Origin of the sequence: Eleftheria terrae (assembly GCF_030419005.1) — a bacterium.
Taxonomy (GTDB): Bacteria; Pseudomonadota; Gammaproteobacteria; order Burkholderiales; family Burkholderiaceae_C; genus Caldimonas; species Caldimonas terrae.
On record NZ_CP106951.1, the window covers coordinates 4,650,633 to 4,670,134 of the forward strand.

The following is a 19,502-nucleotide window of genomic DNA, read 5'->3' on the forward strand; positions in this document are numbered from 1 at the left end:
GCGAGCGCCCTCCCCGGGCAGCAGGGGACGGGGCGGGGCAGGGCGTGGCACGGCTGCTTCATCGGCCGTTCAAGGCGCAAGCTGAGCGCCAGGGCCGGCTCGACCGTGAAGAAATGCCGCTGCCCGCCACGGCCGACGCGCCCGAGCGGCGGGGCTGACGCCTGGCATCGCGCTCGCCTCACACGTGTGTTGGAAAAAACCTGACAGACCGCGAGGCCGGCGGTTTTTACAGTTACCGACATTCCAGGGGCGTGTCCCCGCAGGCATCGTCCGATGGTTCGGACAGTGAGCCGAACGCTCGCACTCGGCCTGCTCAGCAGGTGTCGTTCAGTGAACATCCCCGAGCAAGAGATCCCGACCCCGGCCGCTTACGCAGCCACGGCCGTGCCGCGCGCGTCGCGTCTGGCCGGGCTGCAGTCGCTGGGCGTGCCGGCTCTGGTCCTGCTGGCCGGCGTGGCACTGTCGATCGGGCTGAGCCGTTCGGCCCGCGAGGATGCGCAGCTGGCATCGCAGCTGCGCTTCGACAACCAGGCCGGCAATGCCACCGTGCAGGTCGAGCGGCGCTTCGCCGCGTATGTCGAGGTGCTGCAGGGCCTGCGCGCCCTGTTCGACACCGGCGAGGTGACCCGCGAACGCTTCGCGCGCTATGCCCGTTCGCTGGAACTGAACAACCACTTCCCCGGTTTCCAGGTGCTCAACTACGCGCCCTATGTCGCGCCGGGCGAGCGCCAGGCCTTCGAGGCACAGCTGCGCCAGGACGGTGCCCCGGGTGCCGGGCTGATCCTGCCGCCGGGTGAACGCCCCGGCTACCAGCCGTTTGCCTTCGTCGAACCGCTCAAGGGCAACGAGCAGGTGCTGGGCCGCGACATCGCCGCCCAGCCGGCCGCCTTGGCGGCGCTGGAGCGCATGCGCGACTCCGGCATGCTGACGTCCTCCGGCCGCACCATCCAGAGCCGCGGGCCGAATGCACACGTCGGCCTGGCGCTGCGCCTGCCGGTGTATCGCTCGGGCATGCCGGTGGACAGCGTGGCGCAGCGACGCGCCGCCTATCTCGGCTCGGTGGGTGCCGGCGTGCGCGTTTCCGCCATGCTGGGCGGGCTGCAGCTGCCGCACGGCGGGCTGCGGCTGCGTCTGTACGACGGCGGCCCCCACCTGGCCGGCCAAGCCCTGGCGTCGGCCCCCGAGATGCCGCTGGATGCCGAGCGGCTGCTGTTCGACACCGACCATCCGGCCGGCCTGACCGGCAAGGAGCTGCCGGCGACGGCCGGTGCAACGAGCACGCTGCGCCGCGTGCAGTCCTTCGTGCTCGGCGGGCGGGTGTGGATGGTCGAGGTGTCGGCGCCGCCGGCCTACGATGCCGCGGCACAGGACCGCGCGCTGCCGACGGTGATCCTGTTCGGTGGCATCACCATCAGCCTGCTGCTGGCCGGCGTGCTGGTGTCGGTGATGGGATCGCAACGCCGCGCGGTGGCGCTGGCGCGGCAGATGACCCAGAGCCTGCGCACCAGCGAGCGGCGCCTGGCCGAGGCCCAGGGCCTGGCCAAGGTGGGCAGCTGGGTGTTCGACTACCAGAGCGGAGAGATCGAATGCTCCCGCGAGGCGCGCCGCATCTACGGCTTCACGGCCGGCTCGCCGGCCCCCGGTGTGCCGCAGCTGCTGGCCCTGGTGCCCCAGGAGCAGCGCGACGAGGTGCGCGAGGCCATCGACCGGGCCAGCGAATGCGGTGACACCGCCGAGGTGGAGCACCAGCTGCTGTTGCCGGACGGCACGCAGCGCTGGGTGCATGCCAACTTCGAACGCTGCAGCGAGAACGGCAAGCTGACCCTGCGCGGCACGGTGCGCGACGAAACCTCCCGCAAGAAGGCCGCGCTGCGCCTGCAGCTGGCCCACGACATCGCCCGCCAGCTGGCGGCCGACGGTGAAGTGGAGTCGGCCGTCAGCTATGTGCTGGGCGGCGTGACGCCGCTGCTGGGCTGGGACATGGCGGTGTGCTGGACCGTGTCGAGCGACGGCCGCCTGCGTGCCCTGCAGAGCTGGCATGCGGCGCAGCCGGCCGAACTGGCCGACTTCGCCCACGAGATGACCGCCTGGAGCGGCCCTGTCGCAGGCAGCAGCATGGCGCCCGCCTGGGACAGCGGCAGCGCTTCCTGGCGCGCCGTGCCGGTGTCGTTCGCCGCGCACGAGCGCGAGCAGATCGCCCGCCGTGGCGGCATGCGCACGGCGCTGGCGGTGCCGGTGGTGGCGCGCCAGACGATCGCCGTGCTCGAGTTCTTCAGCCGCGCGCCCTTGCCGGTGGACCGCGAAGTGATGAGCTTCGCCGAGTCGATCGCCAGCCAGCTGGCGCAGTACCTGCAGCGCAAGGAGGCCGAGCAGGCCCTGCGCCACCTCGCCGCGCACGACGCGCTGACCGGGCTGGCCAACCGGCCGCTGCTGCATGAGCGGCTGTCGCAGTCCATCAAGCGCGCGGCCCGCCACAACAAGCGCCTGGCGGTGCTGTTCCTGGACCTGGACCGCTTCAAGTACATCAACGACAGCCTGGGCCACAGCGCTGGCGACGCGGTGCTGCGCTGCTGCGCCCGCCGGCTGACCGAGACGGTGCGCGAGACCGACACCGTGGCCCGCTTCGGCGGCGACGAGTTCGTGGTGGTGCTGGAGGACCTGGACGACGCGACCGACGCCATCACCCCGGTGACCAAGCTGCTGGAGCGTTGCGGCGAGGCCTTCGTGGTGGATGGCCGTGAGCTGCCAGCCACCGCCAGCATCGGCATCAGCGTGTATCCCGAGGACGGGCGTGACGTGGAGTCGCTGCTGATGAATGCCGACACCGCCATGTACCGCGCCAAGTCCAAGGGCCGCAGCACCTACCACTTCTACTCGGCGCAGATGAATGCCGATGGCCAGGAGCAGCTGGAGCTGCAGAGCGCGCTGCGGCGCGCCCTGGAGCGCGAGGAGCTGTCGCTGGTCTACCAGCCGAAGATGGACCTGCACACCCGCACCGTGACCGGGGTCGAGGCGCTGATGCGCTGGCGCCATCCGACGCTGGGCATGGTCTCGCCGGCGCAGTTCATTCCGCTGGCCGAGGAAACCGGACTGATCGAGGGCCTGGGCCAGTGGGCGCTGGAAACCGCCTGCCGCGACGCCTGCGTGTGGCGCGATGCCGGCACGCCGGTGCAGGTGAGCGTGAACCTGTCGCCGCGCCAGCTCAACAGCCCCCAGCTGCCCAGCGAAGTGGCCCAGATCCTGGCGGAGTCCGGCCTCGACGCCTCGCTGCTGGAGCTGGAGATCACCGAGAGTGGCGTCATGCACAACCCGGTGCGGGCGGCGGCGCTGCTGCAAGAGGTGCGGGAGATGGGCGTGTCGCTGGCGATCGACGATTTCGGCACTGGGTATTCCTCGCTGTCCTACCTGCAACGCTTCCCGCTGAGCACGCTGAAGATCGACCGCTCCTTCATCAAGGACCTGCCGGGCGATACCGACGCTGCGGCCCTGACGGCCGGCATCGTGAGCCTGGCGCAGAGCCTGCGCATGCGGGTGGTGGCCGAAGGCGTCGAGACGGTGGAGCAGGTGGGTTTTCTGCGCAGCAACGGCTGTGACCTGATCCAGGGCTACTACCTGAGCAAGCCCATTTCCGCCGCCGAGATGGGCGCCTTCCTCGCCCGCGACCTGCGCAATCTGATTGGCCCGAGCGTGGCCGCCTGATCACCCGATTTCCAACTTGTCCTGGCAGGCCGACGTGCATGCCGCCCCTCTTTTGTCTGGAGTACTGATGACACACGCATTCGCCGCTGGCCGTCCCCTCGAGCAGGTGCTCGCCGAAATTGAAGCGCTCGACCTCGAGCCGATCAAGTTCAAGCTGACCTGTTGCGACGAAGGCGAGGGCTGGAGCCGCGAGCATGCCGAGCGCATGGCGGTGGGCTACAAGCGCTTCCTGGTGCTGATGGTCAAGTACCCCGAGCGGGCCATTGCGCCGACCAAGGACATCGACCGCTTCTGGCACGCCCACATTCTCGACACCCGCAAGTACGCCGACGACTGCATGCGCATCTTCGGCGAGTTCCTGCACCACTATCCCTACTTCGGCATGCGCGGCGACGAAGACCGCACCGCGCTGGACACCGCCGCTGTCGACACGCATGACCTGTACGCCGCCGAGTTCGGCGAGGCGATGCCCTTGTCGGGCGAGGCCGCGTACTGCATCCGCGAGCCGCAGAAGGCCGACGCTGCGTACTGCATCCGCGAGCCGCAGAAGGCCGACGCTGCGTACTGCATCCGCGAGCCGCAGAAGGCCGATGCCGCGTACTGCATCCGCGAGCCGCAGAAGGCCGATGCCGCGTACTGCATCCGCGAGCCGCAGAAGGCGGATGCCGCGTACTGCATCCGTGAGCCGCAGAAGGCCGACGCTGCGTACTGCATCCGTGAGCCGCAGAAGGCCGACGCTGCGTACTGCATCCGCGAGCCGCAGAAGGCCGACGCTGCGTACTGCATCCGTGAGCCGCAGAAGGCCGACGCTGCGTATTGCATCCGCGAGCCGCAGAAGGCCGACGCTGCGTATTGCATCCGTGAGCCGCAGAAGGCCGACGCTGCGTATTGCATCCGCGAGCCGCAGAAGGCCGACGCCGCCTATTGCATCCGTGCCCCGAAGACCGTGCTCGCCGCGGCAGCGGCCTACTGCATTCGGGAACCGCGCGCTCATTGACGCTGAACGAATCAGCGCCGGCCACAACGGTCGTTGCATCGCGGGGCCGGCTTTGCCGGCCCTTTTTCTTTGCGTGCCGTTCGGCGGCCGGGTGACTCAAGGCCGGCTGGCATGCACCACCAGGTGCACGAAGTGCAGCTTGCGCACCGCCTCGGCCGCCAGCACGAAGGGATAGAAGTCCGGCTCGCCCATCGCGCGCGACAACTCGTTGAGTACCCCGGTGAGCTCGACCCAGCCGTTGATGAGGGAGAGGAAATCCTCGACCTGCGCCTCGTCGCTGCGGTAGAGCGCTGCGGCAGAGAAGGGCTCCCACTCGACCTCCAGCGACTCCGAGGCGAGCCCAAAGCTCAGCGAGGTGTCCAGGGTGTCCATCATGTGCAGGTAGTGGGCCCAGGTCTCGGCCCAGTCTTCCCACGGATGGGCGCTGGCGTAGGCGCTGACATGGCGCAGCGCCCAGTCGGCTGGCGGACCCTGTTCGTAGTGCTGCCGCAGGGCGGCCGGGTAGTCGCGCCGCTCGTCGCCGAACAGGCTGCGGAACGGTTCATGCCAGTCGGTGCCCGCCACCAGCCGCTCCCAGTAGTAGTGACCGACCTCGTGCCGCAGGTGCCCCAGCAGGGTCCGGTAGGGTTCGTGCAGCTGCTCGCGCATCTGTTCCCGATGGGCGTCGTCCGCCTCCCGGATGTCGAGCGTGACGATGCCGTCGGCATGGCCCGTGATCACGGCCGGCCCGCCCGGTTGGCTTTCGAGGAAGTCGAAAGCCAGGCCATGCTGCACATCTTCCCCCAGGCGCGAGCGCACCGGCAGCCCCAGGCCCAGCAGGGCGGACACCAGGCGCCGCTTGGCCTGCTCGATGCGCGCCCAGCGCAGGCCGTTGCCCGCCAGGCCAAGGTTGGGAATGGTGCGGTTGAGCCGGCAGGCGACGCACAGCGGCTGGCCGGGCGGCGCCGGCTCATCGACCGGCACCAGCCAGTTGCAGCCCGCCGGTGTGTCGAAGTTGGCGCAGCGGCGATAGCGGCGCGGGGCCGGTGCGGCCTCGCCCGGCGAGGCATCGAGCCCCCACAGCCCGGGCTGGCCGGCCAGCGATTGCAAGGGCAGGACCTGCCCCTGTGCGGGCTCATAGCCGAGTGGCGTGTGGCAGCCGAGGCACAGGGTGTTGCTGAAGAACACCGGCCGGCCGCATCGGCAGCGGTAGGCCCGCTGGCGGGCGGCGCGCTCGCGCTGGCGGCGCAGCCGGGTCAGGCTCGAAAGGCGGGGAGGCGGTGGGGTGGCAGGCATCGGCGGACCTTGGCGGCACGGCGTCGGCGCATGACAAGCAAGGGCTGGTCCCTCCGACAGGAATCGAACCTGTATCTAGCGCTTAGGAGGCGCTCGTTCTATCCATTGAACTACGGAGAGAGGGGCCGGTTTTGCGAGCGGGATGATACCTGCTTTCCCTCGGCGGCCGCAGCGTGCCAGCCCCCGGGCGGGGGCTGGCGGCCCGCTTCCGGGGCCGCCTCCGCCGGCAGCGGTGGCCTTCGGCCGCTTCACAGTCGGTCACAGCGTCCCTGGCTGCTGTGGCCATACTGCCGGCGCGCCATCCTCCCTTGCCGGGGAGGCGCTTACGTGTGGGAGGCAGCCAGGCGATGGCAGGCAAAGGCTTCGACCGCTTCAGCGTCTTGAGTGAGCTGCGGTACAAGGAAGACGAACTCCGCAGGGGCCATGGCCCGGCCGGTGGCTACGCGTTCGATGACTGGGGCCGCAGCGTGCGCGACCAGATGAGCAGCGCAGCGCGCTTCATGGAAGGGCAGATGAGCCGGGTAGAGCGCGTCACCGACGCGCTCTACCGCTCCGGCGAGGAGACGCGCCGCATCATCGTCCACCGGCTGGCCGGCCTCGAAGTGTCGGTGATCCTCGACATCCTGATCGAGTCTTGCAAGGACGTCGCGCTGTACTACGGCGGCTCGGTGGTGGTCGGCGGCGTGGCGGGCGGTGTCGCCGGCTTCTTCGCCGGTGGCGTGGGCGCGGTGCCCGGTGCCGGCATCGGTGCCGGGCTGGGTGCGAAGGCCGGCGTGTGGATCCTGGGCCTCCTGGGGCTGGCCTCGCTGGTCGAGTACCTCGGCGAGTCGCTGCCCGACGCCTTCCGGTGCTATGAGGACGGCTTCCGCGCCTGCTGGGGGCCGCCACCCGGCTCCGGCATGAGGTCGAGGGACCACGCCTTCGTCGGCGAGGACAACGCCGTCAGCTTCGCGGCAGGCCAGTTCGCGCAGGGGCATGTGATCCTGGTCATGGCGGTGCTGATGGCGCTGTCGGAGTACCTGACGCGTGGCCGCGGCGACAAGGCCCGGCTGCTGCAGGAAGTGCGCGAGAGCCCGCGGCTGGGCCCCAAGGTGGCCGACTGGCTGGCGGCCAATGAGAAGCAGCTGGCGGGCCATCCCGGGCTGCACCTTCGCCATCGGGCGGGCGGCGCAGGCGACGGCGGCGCGGGCGGTGCTTCACCACCACCCCCTCCTCCGCCAGGGCGCAAGGGCGGCCGGGAAGAGCCGTCGGGCCCGCGGCCCATGAAGCGGGTGGACGTGCCCTGCTTCAAGGCAAACCGGCTCTCGGAAACCGGCATTGCCGAGTTCGACCGGCAGCTGGCCGGCCAGCAGGCCGGGCTGAACGACCTGACGGTCAAGGAGTTCCTCGAGGCACGCAAAGCCTTCCAGGACGGGCTCACCAAGCGCGATGCCGCGGCAGCGCAGCGGGTGCGGGATGCCTACGAGCAAGACCTCATACAAAAGCTGGGGCAGCAGTACCGCCGCGAGGGCGCCTCGCCGGCCGCCGCGGAGAAGCAGGCCATCGCCGCAGCGACCGAGAAGCTGAAGACCATGGCAGCCCTGCACAACCCGGACTTCAGCGGTGGTGGCAGCGACCCGCCGACCGACATGGGCGACAGCCGGATCAACTCCAAGATCGGGCCCCAATGGCGCAGCCGGGTCGGCACCCTGGACCAGGCCGCCCATGCGGTGCCGGAGGCCGATCGCGGCTCCGTCAAAATGAACGCCAAACTACAGCGATGCCCGTGAGGTGAAACGATGGATGAAGACTTCGCATACTTCCTCGAGAAGTTCGGCCCGCCCGTCGAGTGTCGCCACGTTCCGCGATCGAGCATCGAGACGTTCCGCGGCAAGCTGCCAGACCAGTTGCTGGCCTACTGGAACGAACACGGTTGGTGCGGCTATGCCGACGGCCTCTTCTGGACCGTCGACCCCGAGGCGTACGAGCCGGCCCTGGACGCCTGGATCGGCGACACGCCCTTCATGGAGCGCGACGCCTATCACCTGATCGCCCGCAGCGCGTTCGGCCACCTCTACTTCTGGGGCGAGCGCACCGGCAACTCGCTCACCATCCTCGCCCCCGATGCCTGCGCGTTGTACCGGCACGGTGCCAAGGAGCCGGACACCGACCCCGACTTCGCCCTGCGATCGTTCTTCGCGTTCCTGCAGCCAAAGTCCATGGACATCCAGGGTGAGAAAGAGCGCCTGTTCCGGCCCGCGAAGGAGCGGTGGGGACGACTGAGGTCCGACGAGATGTATGGCTTTGTTCCGGCCCTGGCCCTGGGTGGGGCCGCCGATGCGGCGCATGTGAAGAAGGTCAAGGCGGTCGAGCACCTGGTGATGCTGGCGCAACTCGCCGAGCTGAAAACGCTGACCACGGACGAAGGCTGAGGCTGTAGGGGGAGGTGGGCCACCCAGGCCAGGCTCGGTAGCGGGCGCCCGAAGCCTGTCGGGTCCGCTGCCTCCTTGGTTTGGCGTCCCGGCTGCGCGGACCCCGGCACCGGCCCGGACCGCCGATCGTCAGGAGCCGCGACGCGGCAGTGCCCGGCCGGCGGTGACCCGGGCCTGCCTCACGGGGCAGAAGACGCGCTGCTGCGGTCCGGCATGATGCGCGCTGCTGCGGCAGCGGCCGCCGGGGCATCGCCCCGGCCAGCCTCTGGCTTCAGTTCCACTTGAACAGCCACACCAGGTCCACGGCCGAGTCGTCGCCGGTCTGGGCCCGCAGCGTGAAGCGCTGTGCGATGCGGTAGATCAGCTGCCACGATCCGTTGGCGGCGCTCAGCCCGCGCTCATAGCCCACATAGACCCGCTCGGACACCTGCTTGCCCAGCGTCACGACGGTCTCCGGCACCGCGCCCTCGGTCTGGCGCACCGACAACTCGTCCAGCGGCAGCCGCTTCATGATGCTGTCGTCGCCACCGCCTTCGCCGGCCAGCAGGGCCAGCGCCGCGCGTTGCAGCAGCAGGGTCTGGTTGCCTTCCAGGCTGTCGTAGCTCTTGCCGGTGATCAGCAGTGCCAGCGTCTCGGTGGGGGGCAGGGCCGGATCGGAGAACAGGCGCACCCGCGGCGACAGTGCATTGCCGCCCACCGTCACGCCCACCCGCACATCGAGGTTGGGCCGCACGGCGACGATGTCCAGCCGCGGATTGCCGATCTCGCCGACGAAGGTGAAGACGCCGCGCTCGATGACCATCTCCTGCCCATACGCCTCGTACTTGCCGTCCTCGGCCGAGATCTCGCCATGCGCCGCCAGCTTGCCGCGCGGCGAGGTGAAGCGAAGTTCGCCGGCCAGCCGCGTCTCGATGCCGCGGCCGCGCAGGCGGAAGCGCTCTCCCAGGTTGAAGGCCACGTCGAGGTTCAGGGCCCGCGCCGGTGCCGGCTTGGCGGCGGCCGCGTTGTTGCCGGTCTCGTCGCCTTCGCCGCCTGGCGCATCCCCGGGGCGGCGCACCACCACGTCCTCGGACAGCGCGGGCGCATCCGCCCGGCTGATGTCCACCGAGCCCTCGTCGGCACGGAAGCGGCCCTGCACTGCCATGCGTTCGGCATCGAATTGCACGCTTGCCTCGCCGCTGACGGTGGCGCGCCGGTCGACCCGGCTCAGCAGCGCGAAGCGGCTGGCCACCAGCCTCAGGTCGGCCTGCGGCTGCTCGCCCAGGCGGGCGCCGCCGGTCAATTCGGCATGGCCCTCGCCCGCCGCGAAGCGGAAGGTCTCGATGCGGGCGCTGTCGCCCTGGAAGGTCAGGTGCACCACCCCGTCGTGCAAGGCCACGCCCTGCAGCGTGTTGCGGGCCGTCAGCTGCTGCCCGCGCAACTCGCCCACCAGGTCCGGCGAGCCGAAGTGGCCCGCCAGGCCCAGCCGGCCGCTGAGCTGGCCCCCCAGCCGCCAGCCGGCCGGCACCCAGGCTCCCCAGGTGGACAGGTTCCCGACCTGCACCACCACGTTGCCGTCGATGTCGGCTTGCGGCTCCGGCCACCAGGCGGTGGCAGCGGTGCGCACCGTCTGCTCGCCGGAGACCCGGCCCAGGTTGCTGCCGGCCACCGCCTCAGTGAAATGCCAGGTGCCCTGGGCAGCGTCCAAGCGCAGCCGCAGTTCGCTCAAGCCGAGCGCCTGCACCACGCCGTATTCGTTGATCTGCAGGTCGCCGCCGGTGCGCGCGATCTCGACCTGTGCCACCAATTCCGGTGCGGCGCGCACCGAGATGCGGGCGCCCACCTTCAGGTCGCCCGCCCAGCCGAAGTCGGGCTGCGCGCGCAGCAGCAGGGGCGCAATGGCGACCGGATCGACCTGGGCCTGCAAGGCCAGCTCTCGGCGGCCGTCGCCTTCGTGCCAGCGTGCCTCGGTCCAGCGCAGCACGGCGCCCAGCACCTCGGCCTGGCCCGGCTGCAGCACCGCCCACTGCGCGGTGGGCCCGCGCTGCCATTCAATGCCGACGTCGCGCGCCACCAGCAGCGGCAGTCGCTCCGGCCCGGCCAGCGGGCCGGTGGCCGATTCGGTCGGCCGCAGGACGATCTCCTCGACGCGTCCGCGCCACCCGGTGGGCATGCCGGTATTCGGCGTGAAGCCGCCGGCGATGCGGGTGGTGAAGACCAGCGGCGCCGGCGTGCGGGGTGCCTCGCCCGAGGCCGCCACGTTGGCTTGCGCCACCGCCTGGGCGCGCACCGGTGGCCGCAGCTCGGCATCCAGCATGACCCGGTGCTGCCCGCTCTGGCCCTCGGCCTTCAGCTGGGCGGTGGGCACCAGCAGGCTCGCCAGGCGCAGCTGCTCGGCGCTCAGCTGGGCGTCGATCGCGGCCCCGGCCTCGGTGCTGGCGTTCCACTGGCCCTGCAGGCGTTGCAGCGCCAGGCTGCCGAACTGCAGGTCGTCGACACGCACGGTGCCCTCGGTGCTGATGGGCGGCAAGCCGGGCAGGGCGGTCGTTGCGGGAGGGGCCGCCGGCGTGTGGTTTTTGCCGTTGCCGTTGCCGTTGCCGTTGCCGTTGCCGTTGCCGTTGCCGTTGCGCGCCGGCCCCTTGGGCGGCGCCGTGGCACTTGCCACCCAGCCGCCCAGCGGCCCGCGGGCCTGCGCCTGCAACCGGGCGCTGCCCTGTACGGTGCCGAGGTTGAGTGCCTGGGCGAGGGGCGCGAGTCGCTGCAGGGTGGGCGCATCCAGGCGCAGGTCGAGGTGGTCGTCGGCCGCAGCCACGCGGCCCGGGGCGGGCACCCGCAGCAAGGCTTCCAGGCGGGCCGAATTGCCGCCGGCCTCGACTTCGCTGCGCGCTTCGATGCGGCCCTTGCCGTCGGCCTGCGCATGCAGGTCCAGCACCAGCGCCTGGCCGGCCAGCACGCTGTCCTTGAGCTCGGCGTCCAGCTCGGCCTGCAGCTCGCGCAGCAAGGCCGCGGTGTCGGCGGGCGCGGCCGGCAGGCCGGCCTGCAGCCGCATGCGCCCGTTCAGCTCATGGCGGGCGCGCCGCCAGGCGGAGTCGGCCGATCCAGGCAGCCACAGCGCGGGATTGAAGGCCTGCAGTTCCAGGCCGGCCTTCACGGCCCAGCCGTTGTCGCGCTGGCGCTCGGCCTCGCCGCTGGCTTGCAGCCGGGCCCGGCCGGCACGGGCCTGCAGGGTGTCGAGCTGGTAGCGCGTCGGCGTGGCCTGCGCCTGCAGCTGGAGTTGCACGTCGTCGGCTGCCATCGCAGGGGGCGCGCTGGCCCGTGCGCGGCCGTGCAACGCCCCGGTCAGCGCCGCCTGCAGGCGGGCCGACTCGAAGGCGGCAGCCGCCGGGGCAGCGGTCTGCGCGCGTGCCACCGGGACGGCGGTGGCCGCAGAGCCGGCCGGATGAGCCGCCATGGCGGCCGCGCCAGCTGCCTGCGCCTGCGCTGGTGCGGCCTTGGGCAGCGTCAGCGACAGCTCGATCGGGCCGCTGAGCTGCATCGGGGCGAGCCGTCCGTCGAGTGCGTCGAGCATCAAGGCATCCAGCCGGGCCTTGAGCTCGGCGCGGCCGTCCTGCCAGCCACCCTGGGCAGTGATGCGGCCGGCCGGCGCGCCGGACTCGGCAGCGCCTTGCAGCTCGGCACGGGTGAGCGTCCATTGCCGCCCTTGGCCCTGGGCCTGCAGCTGGGCGCGGGCGATCGGCAGGCGCCCGGCATCCCAGCGGCCGGGCACCCCGTTGGCCAGCTCGAGGTTGATCGCCAGCGGGCGGGTGCCGGCCGCGCCCCCGTCGAGCTGCACGACGGCCTTGCCGCTCAGCGCAGTGACCGGCGCCCGGGCCATCACCGGCGCCAGCAGGCGCGCCAGGTCGAGGTGCTCGAAGCTGGCGTCGAGCCGGTCCAGGGGCAAAGGCTGGAAAGGCGTGACCTGGGCTGTCGCCCGCAGCGCCTGGTCCTGCATGCGCAGCTGCAGGTCTGCCGCGAAGCGCTCCAGCGGGCCACGGGCCGCCAGCTGCACGCTCACTTCGCGCGCCCATTCGGGCACCAGCTTGCCAGCGACCGGGGACGACGGTGGCGATTCGGTGGCGTTCGGTGTCGGTGCGGGTGTGCGGGAGGCCGGTGCCGACGCTGCGGCAGGGGCAGAGGCAGGCGCAGCGGCCGCACTGGCCGCTGCAGACGGCGATGGCGCGCTGCTGGCGATGTCGAGCCGCGCCTCCAGCCGCATCGGCGCCGCGCCTTCGAGGCGCAGCCGGCCGGTGGCCTGCAGCCCGTTCCAGCGTGCGGCGAGTTCTTCAATCTGCTGGTCGGTGCCCAGTTGCAGGCCCTGGGCCCGCAGGTCGGTCACGGGCTCAGGCAGGCCGTCCAGCACCAGCTGGTCGATCTGCAGCCGTTGCAGGTGCAGCGCCACCGGCAGGCGCAGCGCCTTTGGCGGGGGCGAGGGGGGGCGGGGCGCGGGCGGCTCGGCCGCACGGCGCACTTCCAGCCGCGCGGCGTCCAGCTGCTCGCCGGCCAGCCGCGCATAAGGCGCGCTCAACTGCAGCCCTTCCAGCCGCAGGCCGCGCCACTGCAGCCGGGTCAGCACGATGCGGCTGCCGCCGGCCGGCAGGCTCAGCCGCGCCACCGAGAAATCGCCCAGCAAGGCGCCGCGTGGCTCCTGCGCGGCAAAGCCGGGCAGCCTGCGGCCCAGCTGCTCCAGCGCCCAGCGGGTGCCCGACTCGGTGGTGGCCACCCAGCGGGCCGCGGCCAGCACGGTGGCCAGCAGCAACAGCACCAGCAGCACGATGCCCACCGCCAGCCGGCGCAGGGAGCGGCTGTGGCGCCGCGGCGGCGGCGCCTGCGTCGCTGCGGGCGCGTCGGGCGGGCGGGGCGAAGTATCGGCAGCCATCAGAAGGTCGCTCCGACACTGACATGCAGGCGCACCTTGCGCGTGGCCTCGCCGTAGGCGAGGTCGGCCTTCAGCGGGCCGATGGGGCTGCGCCAGCGCACGCCGAAGCCGTAGCCGCGGGCGGCGCTCCACTCCTTCCAGTCGGACGCCGCGTTGCCGGCGTCGACGAAGACCGCGCCATACCAGTCGCGCAGCCGCTGCGACAGCGGCCACATCAGCTCGGCCGAACCGGTCAACAGCACCGGGCCGCCAACCACCGTGTCTTCCCGCTTCGGGCCCAGGCTACGGTAGCCATAGCCGCGCACCGAGTCGTCGCCGCCGGCCCGGAACAGCAGGGTGTCCGGCACCCCCAGGCTGGCCCGTTTCATGACCTGGCCGGCCTCACCGCGCAACTGCAGCACGCGGCGCTGGCCCAGCGGGTGGTAGTAGCTGCCGCGCAGGTAGAGGCGGCCGAAGGGGCCGTGGTCGTTGTCGGCGTCGTGCGAGACGCCGCCGCCGGCATGGGCGCTGAGGATCCAGCCGCGGGTCGGGAAGAGCACGCTGTTCACCTCACGCCGGGTCCATTCGTAGTTGCCCCAGAGCGCGCGGTCGGTGCCGCGGTTCTCGCCGGTGTCCACGGCGGTGCTGTTGAATTCCAGGTAGTAGAGGCGATCGACCCGCTCGGTGTCCTGCATGCGGCCATAGCGCAGCCGGCGGGTCTCGGTGGTGGCGCCACCGGCGGCCAGGTATTCAGTGCCGATCGACATCAGGTTGCGGTAGCCACGCGGCTTCGGGTAGGAAAGCAGGTCGAGCTTGGCCACCCGCTCGTCGCGGCCGTGCAGCAGCTTGACGCCAGCCACCCATTCCTGCCCGAACGGCCGGCGGTGGGTGAAGTCCAGGCCCACCCGCGGACCGGTGTCGCTGCTGAAGCCGACGCTGACGGTGGCCGACTTGAGCTTGCTTTCGCGCACCCGCGCCACCACCGGGGCGCGATCGGCCCGCGTCACGTCGGGGTCGAGCTCGACCGCCACGCCGTCATAGAGGCCGGATTTCTGCAGGCTTTCCTGGTAGTCGAGCAGCATCTTCTCGGTGAAGACCTCCCCCATCTCGAAGGGGGCCAGGTTGCGCACCGCTTCCTCGGTGGTGCGCTCGATGCCTTCGACCTTGATCTCGCCGATGCGAAACAGCGGCCCGCTGTCGGCCACGACGAAGATGCGCACGCGGTGCGTCGCGGCGTCGACCTGGGCCACCGTGCCGGCATAGGTGGCGGCCGGGTAGCCTTCGCCGCGCAGGCTGGTCATCAGGCTGTTCTTGGCCGCCGTCCAGGCGGCCTGGGTGAAGACGGTGCCCGGCTTGAGCGGCCAGCGGTTGCGCAGGCCGCGGTCGCGGCGCACGGTGCGCGGATCCTCGGCTTCGAGCGCATCCTGGAAGGCGCCCTGGATTTCCAGCGTGAGCTTGTCCACCGTGGCGCGCGGCCCGGGCACCACCGTGACGGTGATGAGCGACGGTTGCCCCGGCTCCGAGCCCGGTCGGCGTGCCACCTTCACGTCGGCCGCGAAATAGCCTTCAGTTTCGAGCAGCGCCCGCGCCTGCGCGGGGGTGGCGCTCATCAGGCGGCCGACCTCGACCTCGGTGATGTCGCGCTCGCTGCGAAAGCGCGAGAGGTCGAGATGGCGGTAGAGCAGCCCGGTCAGCTCGCGCGGGCCTTCCACCCGCAGCTGGTAGGCCGTGCCCTGGCGCGGGCCGCCGTTGTCCTCTGCCGCCGCAGGTGCGGAGGCGGGCGCGGCGGCCGCCGGCGTGCCGCTGGTGTCGGCGTCGTCGTCGAGCGGCTGGGCGTGCAACGGGCGCGAAGCGGCGGCGCACAACAGCGCGAGCCAACAGGCGAGCGGCAGCCAGATCCGGCGTGCTGGGTATCGCATGCGGGGCGGCTTACTTGCTCAGCAGGCGCATCGCTCCCTCCAGGCCCGGCAGGGTCAGGGGGAACATGCGCTGGTTCAGGATCTGCTGGATCACCGCGATCGACTGACGGTAGGACCACACGCCCTGGGGCTCGGGATTGATCCAGGCGAACTTCGGGAAGGCCTGGGTCAGGCGCTGCAGCCATTCGGCGCCCGCTTCTTCGTTGTTGTACTCGACGCTGCCGCCGGGCTGGAGGATCTCGTAGGGGCTCATCGTCGCGTCGCCGACGAAGATCAGCTTGTAGTCCTTGTTGTACTTGCGGATCACGTCCCAGGTGGGGAACTTCTCGCTGTAGCGGCGGCGGTTGTTCTTCCACAGGTAGTCGTAGACGCAGTTGTGGAAGTAGTAGAACTCGAGGTGCTTGAACTCGGCCTTGGCCGCACTGAACAGCTCCTCGACCCGGTGCACGTGCTCGTCCATCGTGCCGCCGACGTCCATCAGCAGCAGCACCTTCACGTTGTTGTGGCGCTCGGGCACCATCTTCAGGTCGAGCCAGCCGGCATTGGCGGCGGTGGCGCGGATGGTGTCGTCCAGGTCCAGTTCCTCGTGCGCTCCCTCGCGGGCGAAGCGGCGCAGCCGCCGCAGGGCCACCTTGATGTTGCGGGTGCCGAGCTCCAGGCTGTCGTCGTAGTCCTTGAACTGCCGCTGGTCCCAGACCTTGATGGCGCTGCGGTGGCGCGAGCGGTCCTGGCCCACGCGGATGCCCTGCGGGTTGTAGCCGTAGGCGCCGAACGGCGAGGTGCCGCCGGTGCCGATGAAGCGGCTGCCGCCCTCGTGGCGTTCCTTCTGCTGCTCGAACAGCTCGGACAGGCGCTTCATCAGCTCGTCCCAGCCGAGCTTCTCGATCTGCGCCTTCTCTTCGGGGGACAGCTCCAGCTCCAGACGCTTTTGCAGCCATTCGAGCGGGATGTCCTTGCCGAAGTCGGTCATCAACTCCACGCCCTTGAAGTACGCCGAGAAGGCGCGGTCGAACTTGTCGAAGTGGGCCTCGTCCTTCACCAGCGAGGTGCGCGCCAGGTAGTAGAACTTGTCGACGGTGGGACCGCCCTCGTCGTCGATCACGCCGCTCTTGATGGCGTCGAGCAGCGTCAGGTACTCCTTGATCGAGACGGGCAGCCGGGCGGTGCGCAGGGTGAAGAAGAAGTCGATGAGCATGATGGACGACTCGATGTTGCCACTATTGTGGCTTGGCCTGTGTGTGGATGTGAACAACGCGGCTCCCCGCGCCGTAAAGCTTGCCGTTGCACCGGGCAAGCCCTGCCGCCGGCGCTGCGCCGGGCCGCTGCATCCGGGCGCACTCACCAGGGCACGGCACTTGCCGTGTGCTGCGCGAATCCACTTCACGCCTTCTGGCGACCCGAGAGACCATGAGCACCTCCCGCAGCAGCGACAGCGCCCTCATCGACCGCGAGATGGCGCAGCACGCCGTCGAACTCGCACGCTCCCTCCTGGAAGCCTCCACGCGCGACGACCGCATCAACCAGGGCGGCTTCTTTCACATCGTCATCATGGACCCGGCCCGCACGCCGATGAACTCGAGCTTCGAGGAGGCCATCCTCTACGAAGCCTCTTTCGGCGGCCGGCGCGAGGACTGGGATGCCGACTACGCCGCCTTCGCCCGCGCCAAGACGCGCATCAGCTGGCAGCACGGCCGCGACAGCAGCCGTATCCAGGCCGAGCAGCCCTACCTGCTGCGCAGCGGCGACACCACGCTGTGGGGCAGCGTCTGCCTGGACGGGCTGGTGGTCGGCGCCAGCGGCGCCGAAGCCGCCTGGGACGAGGCGCTGGCCGGCACGGTGGCGATGCTGCTGCGGGCACTGGCGAAGACGGCCTACAAGGCGCGCTCGGCCAAGGAGCTGTTCTACGCCTGAGCGGGGAGGGGCGGCGCCGGCATGGCTGCCTGCGGCCCCCGGCGCTGCCCGGCCGGCGGTGCCCCCTAGTGGGGCCGCTCCAGCTGCCACTCGAGGTGCCGCTTCACCGTCGGCCACTCGGTGGCGATGATGCTGTACACCGCGGTATCGCGCAGCGTGCCGTCGGCCAGCGTCTGGTGGCTGCGCAGCACGCCGTCCAGCTTGGCGCCGAGCCGCTCGATGGCGCGGCGGCTGGTGTGGTTCATGTGATGGGTGCGGAACTCCACCGCCACGCAGCCCAGCGTGTCGAAGGCATGGCCGAGCAGCAGGCGCTTGCATTCGGTGTTCAGCGGGGTGCGCTGGACCGAGGCTGCGTACCAGGTGGCGCCGATCTCCAGCCGGCGGTGGGCCGGCTCGATGTGCAGGTAGGTCGTCATGCCCACCAGCCGGCCGCTGCCGGCCTGTCGCACCGCGAAAGGCAGCATGCGGCCCTGCGCCTGTTCGCCCAGGCGCCGCTCGATCTCGGCGGGTACCTTCTCCGGGTGGGGGATGGCGGTGTACCAGAGCCGCCACAGCTCGCCGTCCTGCACCGCCTCGGCCAGGCCGGCGGCATGGTCGCGGGCGAGCGGCTCCAGCCGGGCATGCCGGCCTTCGAGCACCACCGGTTCGAGTTGCAGACTCATGCCGGGCTCCTCAGCGGTTGTGGCGTTGCATGAACACCAGCTTCTCGAACAGCGTCACGTCCTGCTCGTTCTTCAGCAGTGCGCCGACCAGCGGCGGCACCGCCACCTGCTCGTCGCGGCTTTGCAGCGCTTCGAGCGGGATGTCCTCGGCCACTAGCAGCTTGAGCCAGTCCAGCAGCTCGCTGGTGGACGGCTTCTTCTTCAGCCCGGGCAGGTTGCGCACGTCATAGAAGTTCTTCAGTGCCGCGGCCAGCAGTTCCTGCTTCAGGCCGGGGAAGTGCACCTGCACGATGCGCTGCATGGTCTCGGCATCGGGGAAGCGGATGTAGTGGAAGAAGCAGCGCCGCAGGAAGGCGTCGGGCAGTTCCTTCTCGTTGTTGGAGGTGATGAAGACCAGCGGCCGGTGCCGCGCCTTCACCAGCTGGCGCGTCTCGTAGACGTAGAACTCCATGCGGTCGAGTTCGCGCAGCAGGTCGTTGGGGAACTCGATGTCGGCCTTGTCGATCTCGTCGATCAGCAGGGCCACCGGCTGGTCCGCCTCGAAGGCCTGCCACAGCACGCCCTTGACGATGTAGTTGTGGATGTCCTTGACCCGCTCCTCGCCCAGCTGGCTGTCGCGCAGGCGGCTCACCGCGTCGTACTCGTAGAGTCCCTGCTGCGCCTTGGTGGTGGACTTGACGTGCCACTGCAACAGCGGCATGCCGAGCGCGGCGGCCACTTCCTCGGCCAGCATCGTCTTGCCGGTGCCCGGCTCGCCCTTGACCAGCAGGGGCCGCTTGAGCGTGAGGGCCGCGTTGACCGCCAGCATCAGGTCGTGCGTGGCGACGTAGTTCTCCGAACCTTGAAACTTCATGAAGATGTGTTGGATCAACGGGTTAGAGGGGCGCGGCCAGTATAAGAGGGGCCGCCTATAATGCGGGGTTGATTCGAAATCCCGAACTCTGCGCAACCCCCATGAAAAAAGTGCTTTCCACGATGATGGTGCTGGCCGCTGTGGCCGGTTTCGCCGGCGCTGCTTCGGCGCAGACGGCCAAGGCGCCCGACGCCAAGGCCGGCGGCATGAAGGTGGCCATGTGCATCGGCTGCCACAGCATCCCGGGCTACCAGTCCAGCTTCCCGGAAGTGCACAAGGTGCCGATGATCGCCGGCCAGAGCGCCGGCTACATCGTCGCTTCGCTCAATGCCTACAAGAAGGGCGAGCGCAAGCATCCCACCATGCGGGGCATCGCCGATTCGCTGACCGAGCAGGACATGGCCGACGTGGCCGCCTACTACGAGCAGCTCGGCAAGGAAGCTGGCGGTCCGGCCCAGGGCACCGCCAAGGCACCGAGCGCCGAGGTCGATGCGCTGCTCAAGAAGGGCAATTGCGTGTCCTGCCACGGCGCTGACCTGCGCAAGCCGATCGATCCGAGCTATCCCAAGGTGGCGGGTCAGCATGCCGACTACCTCTTTGTCGCACTGAAGTCGTACAAGGTCGAGAACAACGTCTACATCGGCCGTTCGAACGCGATCATGGGCGGCATCGCCAAGCAGTTCACCAACGAAGAACTGCGCACGCTGTCCGACTACCTGGCCACCATGCCGGGCGACGTCAAGGTCGTGCCGCAAAGCCGTTTCCGCTGAAACGCCGCTGCGCTGCCGAGCCACAAGCCGCTGCCGATGCAGCGGCTTTTTTTCTGCTGTGGCCACGGCGGGCGGCGTCCTCGATCGTCCGGCCGCAACCGTGCACTTTAAGGGGCGGGCGCGGCCGCCAGT

Annotated in this window: 12 protein-coding genes and 1 tRNA gene; 6 read left to right on the forward strand and 7 right to left on the reverse strand. The window is 70.4% G+C overall.

The window, feature by feature from the left end:
* The first annotated feature begins 330 nt into the window (after positions 1-330).
* Positions 331-3,699 (forward strand): bifunctional diguanylate cyclase/phosphodiesterase, encoded by a 3,369-nt coding sequence (locus tag N7L95_RS20725; protein ID WP_301257141.1) that lies wholly within the window; start codon positions 331-333, stop codon positions 3,697-3,699.
* A gap of 67 nt (positions 3,700-3,766) precedes the next feature.
* Complete coding sequence (locus N7L95_RS20730) at positions 3,767-4,696, forward strand: glycine-rich domain-containing protein (protein WP_301257142.1); 930 nt, start codon at positions 3,767-3,769, stop codon at positions 4,694-4,696.
* A 96-nt stretch (positions 4,697-4,792) separates the two neighbouring features.
* On the opposite strand, the gene N7L95_RS20735 is transcribed toward N7L95_RS20730, so the two are convergent.
* Positions 4,793-5,971 carry a zinc-binding metallopeptidase family protein gene (locus N7L95_RS20735; protein ID WP_301257143.1) on the reverse strand — a complete coding sequence of 393 codons (1,179 nt, stop codon included), beginning with the start codon at positions 5,969-5,971 and terminating at the stop codon, positions 4,793-4,795.
* A gap of 45 nt (positions 5,972-6,016) precedes the next feature.
* Positions 6,017-6,091: transfer RNA gene (locus N7L95_RS20740), tRNA-Arg, on the reverse strand.
* A 227-nt stretch (positions 6,092-6,318) separates the two neighbouring features.
* Here N7L95_RS20740 and N7L95_RS20745 point away from each other — a divergent pair.
* Together N7L95_RS20745 and N7L95_RS20750 are read left to right on the forward strand one after the other, a co-directional pair.
* Positions 6,319-7,740 (forward strand): DUF6861 domain-containing protein, encoded by a 1,422-nt coding sequence (locus N7L95_RS20745; RefSeq protein WP_301257144.1) that lies wholly within the window; start codon positions 6,319-6,321, stop codon positions 7,738-7,740.
* Positions 7,741-7,749: 9 nt separating this feature from the next.
* On the forward strand, positions 7,750-8,382 hold the full coding sequence (locus N7L95_RS20750) for a GAD-like domain-containing protein (protein WP_301257145.1): 633 nt from the start codon (positions 7,750-7,752) through the stop codon (positions 8,380-8,382).
* A 271-nt stretch (positions 8,383-8,653) separates the two neighbouring features.
* On the opposite strand, the gene N7L95_RS20755 is transcribed toward N7L95_RS20750, so the two are convergent.
* Genes N7L95_RS20755 through N7L95_RS20765 form a run of 3 tightly spaced genes read right to left on the reverse strand, consistent with a single transcriptional unit; the run spans position 8,654 to position 16,369 of the window.
* Positions 8,654-13,276 carry a translocation/assembly module TamB domain-containing protein gene (locus N7L95_RS20755; RefSeq protein WP_301257146.1) on the reverse strand — a complete coding sequence of 1,541 codons (4,623 nt, stop codon included), beginning with the start codon at positions 13,274-13,276 and terminating at the stop codon, positions 8,654-8,656.
* Positions 13,276-15,174 (reverse strand): autotransporter assembly complex protein TamA, encoded by a 1,899-nt coding sequence (locus tag N7L95_RS20760; RefSeq protein WP_301257147.1) that lies wholly within the window; start codon positions 15,172-15,174, stop codon positions 13,276-13,278. The genes N7L95_RS20755 and N7L95_RS20760 overlap by 1 nt, the downstream gene beginning before the upstream one ends.
* A gap of 10 nt (positions 15,175-15,184) precedes the next feature.
* A complete protein-coding gene (locus N7L95_RS20765; RefSeq protein ID WP_301257148.1) occupies positions 15,185-16,369 on the reverse strand; it encodes a vWA domain-containing protein in 1,185 nt (394 codons plus the stop codon).
* 212 nt (positions 16,370-16,581) lie between these two features.
* On the opposite strand from N7L95_RS20765, the gene N7L95_RS20770 reads away from it, so the two are divergent.
* Positions 16,582-17,085, forward strand: coding sequence for a hypothetical protein (locus N7L95_RS20770; RefSeq protein ID WP_301257149.1), 504 nt, complete (start codon positions 16,582-16,584; stop codon positions 17,083-17,085).
* Positions 17,086-17,150: 65 nt separating this feature from the next.
* Here the strand turns inward: N7L95_RS20770 and N7L95_RS20775 are convergent, their stop codons facing one another.
* Together N7L95_RS20775 and N7L95_RS20780 are read right to left on the reverse strand one after the other, a co-directional pair.
* A complete protein-coding gene (locus N7L95_RS20775; RefSeq protein ID WP_301257150.1) occupies positions 17,151-17,747 on the reverse strand; it encodes a GNAT family N-acetyltransferase in 597 nt (198 codons plus the stop codon).
* 10 nt (positions 17,748-17,757) lie between these two features.
* Positions 17,758-18,600 carry an AAA family ATPase gene (locus tag N7L95_RS20780; RefSeq protein ID WP_301257151.1) on the reverse strand — a complete coding sequence of 281 codons (843 nt, stop codon included), beginning with the start codon at positions 18,598-18,600 and terminating at the stop codon, positions 17,758-17,760.
* A 101-nt stretch (positions 18,601-18,701) separates the two neighbouring features.
* Here N7L95_RS20780 and N7L95_RS20785 point away from each other — a divergent pair, with 101 nt between their 5' ends.
* Positions 18,702-19,370 carry a c-type cytochrome gene (locus N7L95_RS20785; RefSeq protein WP_301257152.1) on the forward strand — a complete coding sequence of 223 codons (669 nt, stop codon included), beginning with the start codon at positions 18,702-18,704 and terminating at the stop codon, positions 19,368-19,370.
* The last annotated feature ends 132 nt before the right edge of the window (positions 19,371-19,502 follow it).

Bases quoted from the DNA above. Each gene is read 5' to 3' on its own strand.
- N7L95_RS20780 (WP_301257151.1), bottom strand. From the start codon at position 18,600: ATGAAGTTTCAAGGTTCGGAGAACTACGTCGCCACGCACGACCTGATG.
- N7L95_RS20775 (WP_301257150.1), bottom strand. From the start codon at position 17,747: ATGAGTCTGCAACTCGAACCGGTGGTGCTCGAAGGCCGGCATGCCCGG.
- N7L95_RS20755 (WP_301257146.1), bottom strand. From the start codon at position 13,276: ATGGCTGCCGATACTTCGCCCCGCCCGCCCGACGCGCCCGCAGCGACG.
- N7L95_RS20785 (WP_301257152.1), top strand. From the start codon at position 18,702: ATGAAAAAAGTGCTTTCCACGATGATGGTGCTGGCCGCTGTGGCCGGT.
- N7L95_RS20765 (WP_301257148.1), bottom strand. From the start codon at position 16,369: ATGCTCATCGACTTCTTCTTCACCCTGCGCACCGCCCGGCTGCCCGTC.
- N7L95_RS20735 (WP_301257143.1), bottom strand. From the start codon at position 5,971: ATGCCTGCCACCCCACCGCCTCCCCGCCTTTCGAGCCTGACCCGGCTG.
- N7L95_RS20745 (WP_301257144.1), top strand. From the start codon at position 6,319: ATGGCAGGCAAAGGCTTCGACCGCTTCAGCGTCTTGAGTGAGCTGCGG.
- N7L95_RS20730 (WP_301257142.1), top strand. From the start codon at position 3,767: ATGACACACGCATTCGCCGCTGGCCGTCCCCTCGAGCAGGTGCTCGCC.
- N7L95_RS20770 (WP_301257149.1), top strand. From the start codon at position 16,582: ATGAGCACCTCCCGCAGCAGCGACAGCGCCCTCATCGACCGCGAGATG.
- N7L95_RS20760 (WP_301257147.1), bottom strand. From the start codon at position 15,174: ATGCGATACCCAGCACGCCGGATCTGGCTGCCGCTCGCCTGTTGGCTC.
- N7L95_RS20750 (WP_301257145.1), top strand. From the start codon at position 7,750: ATGGATGAAGACTTCGCATACTTCCTCGAGAAGTTCGGCCCGCCCGTC.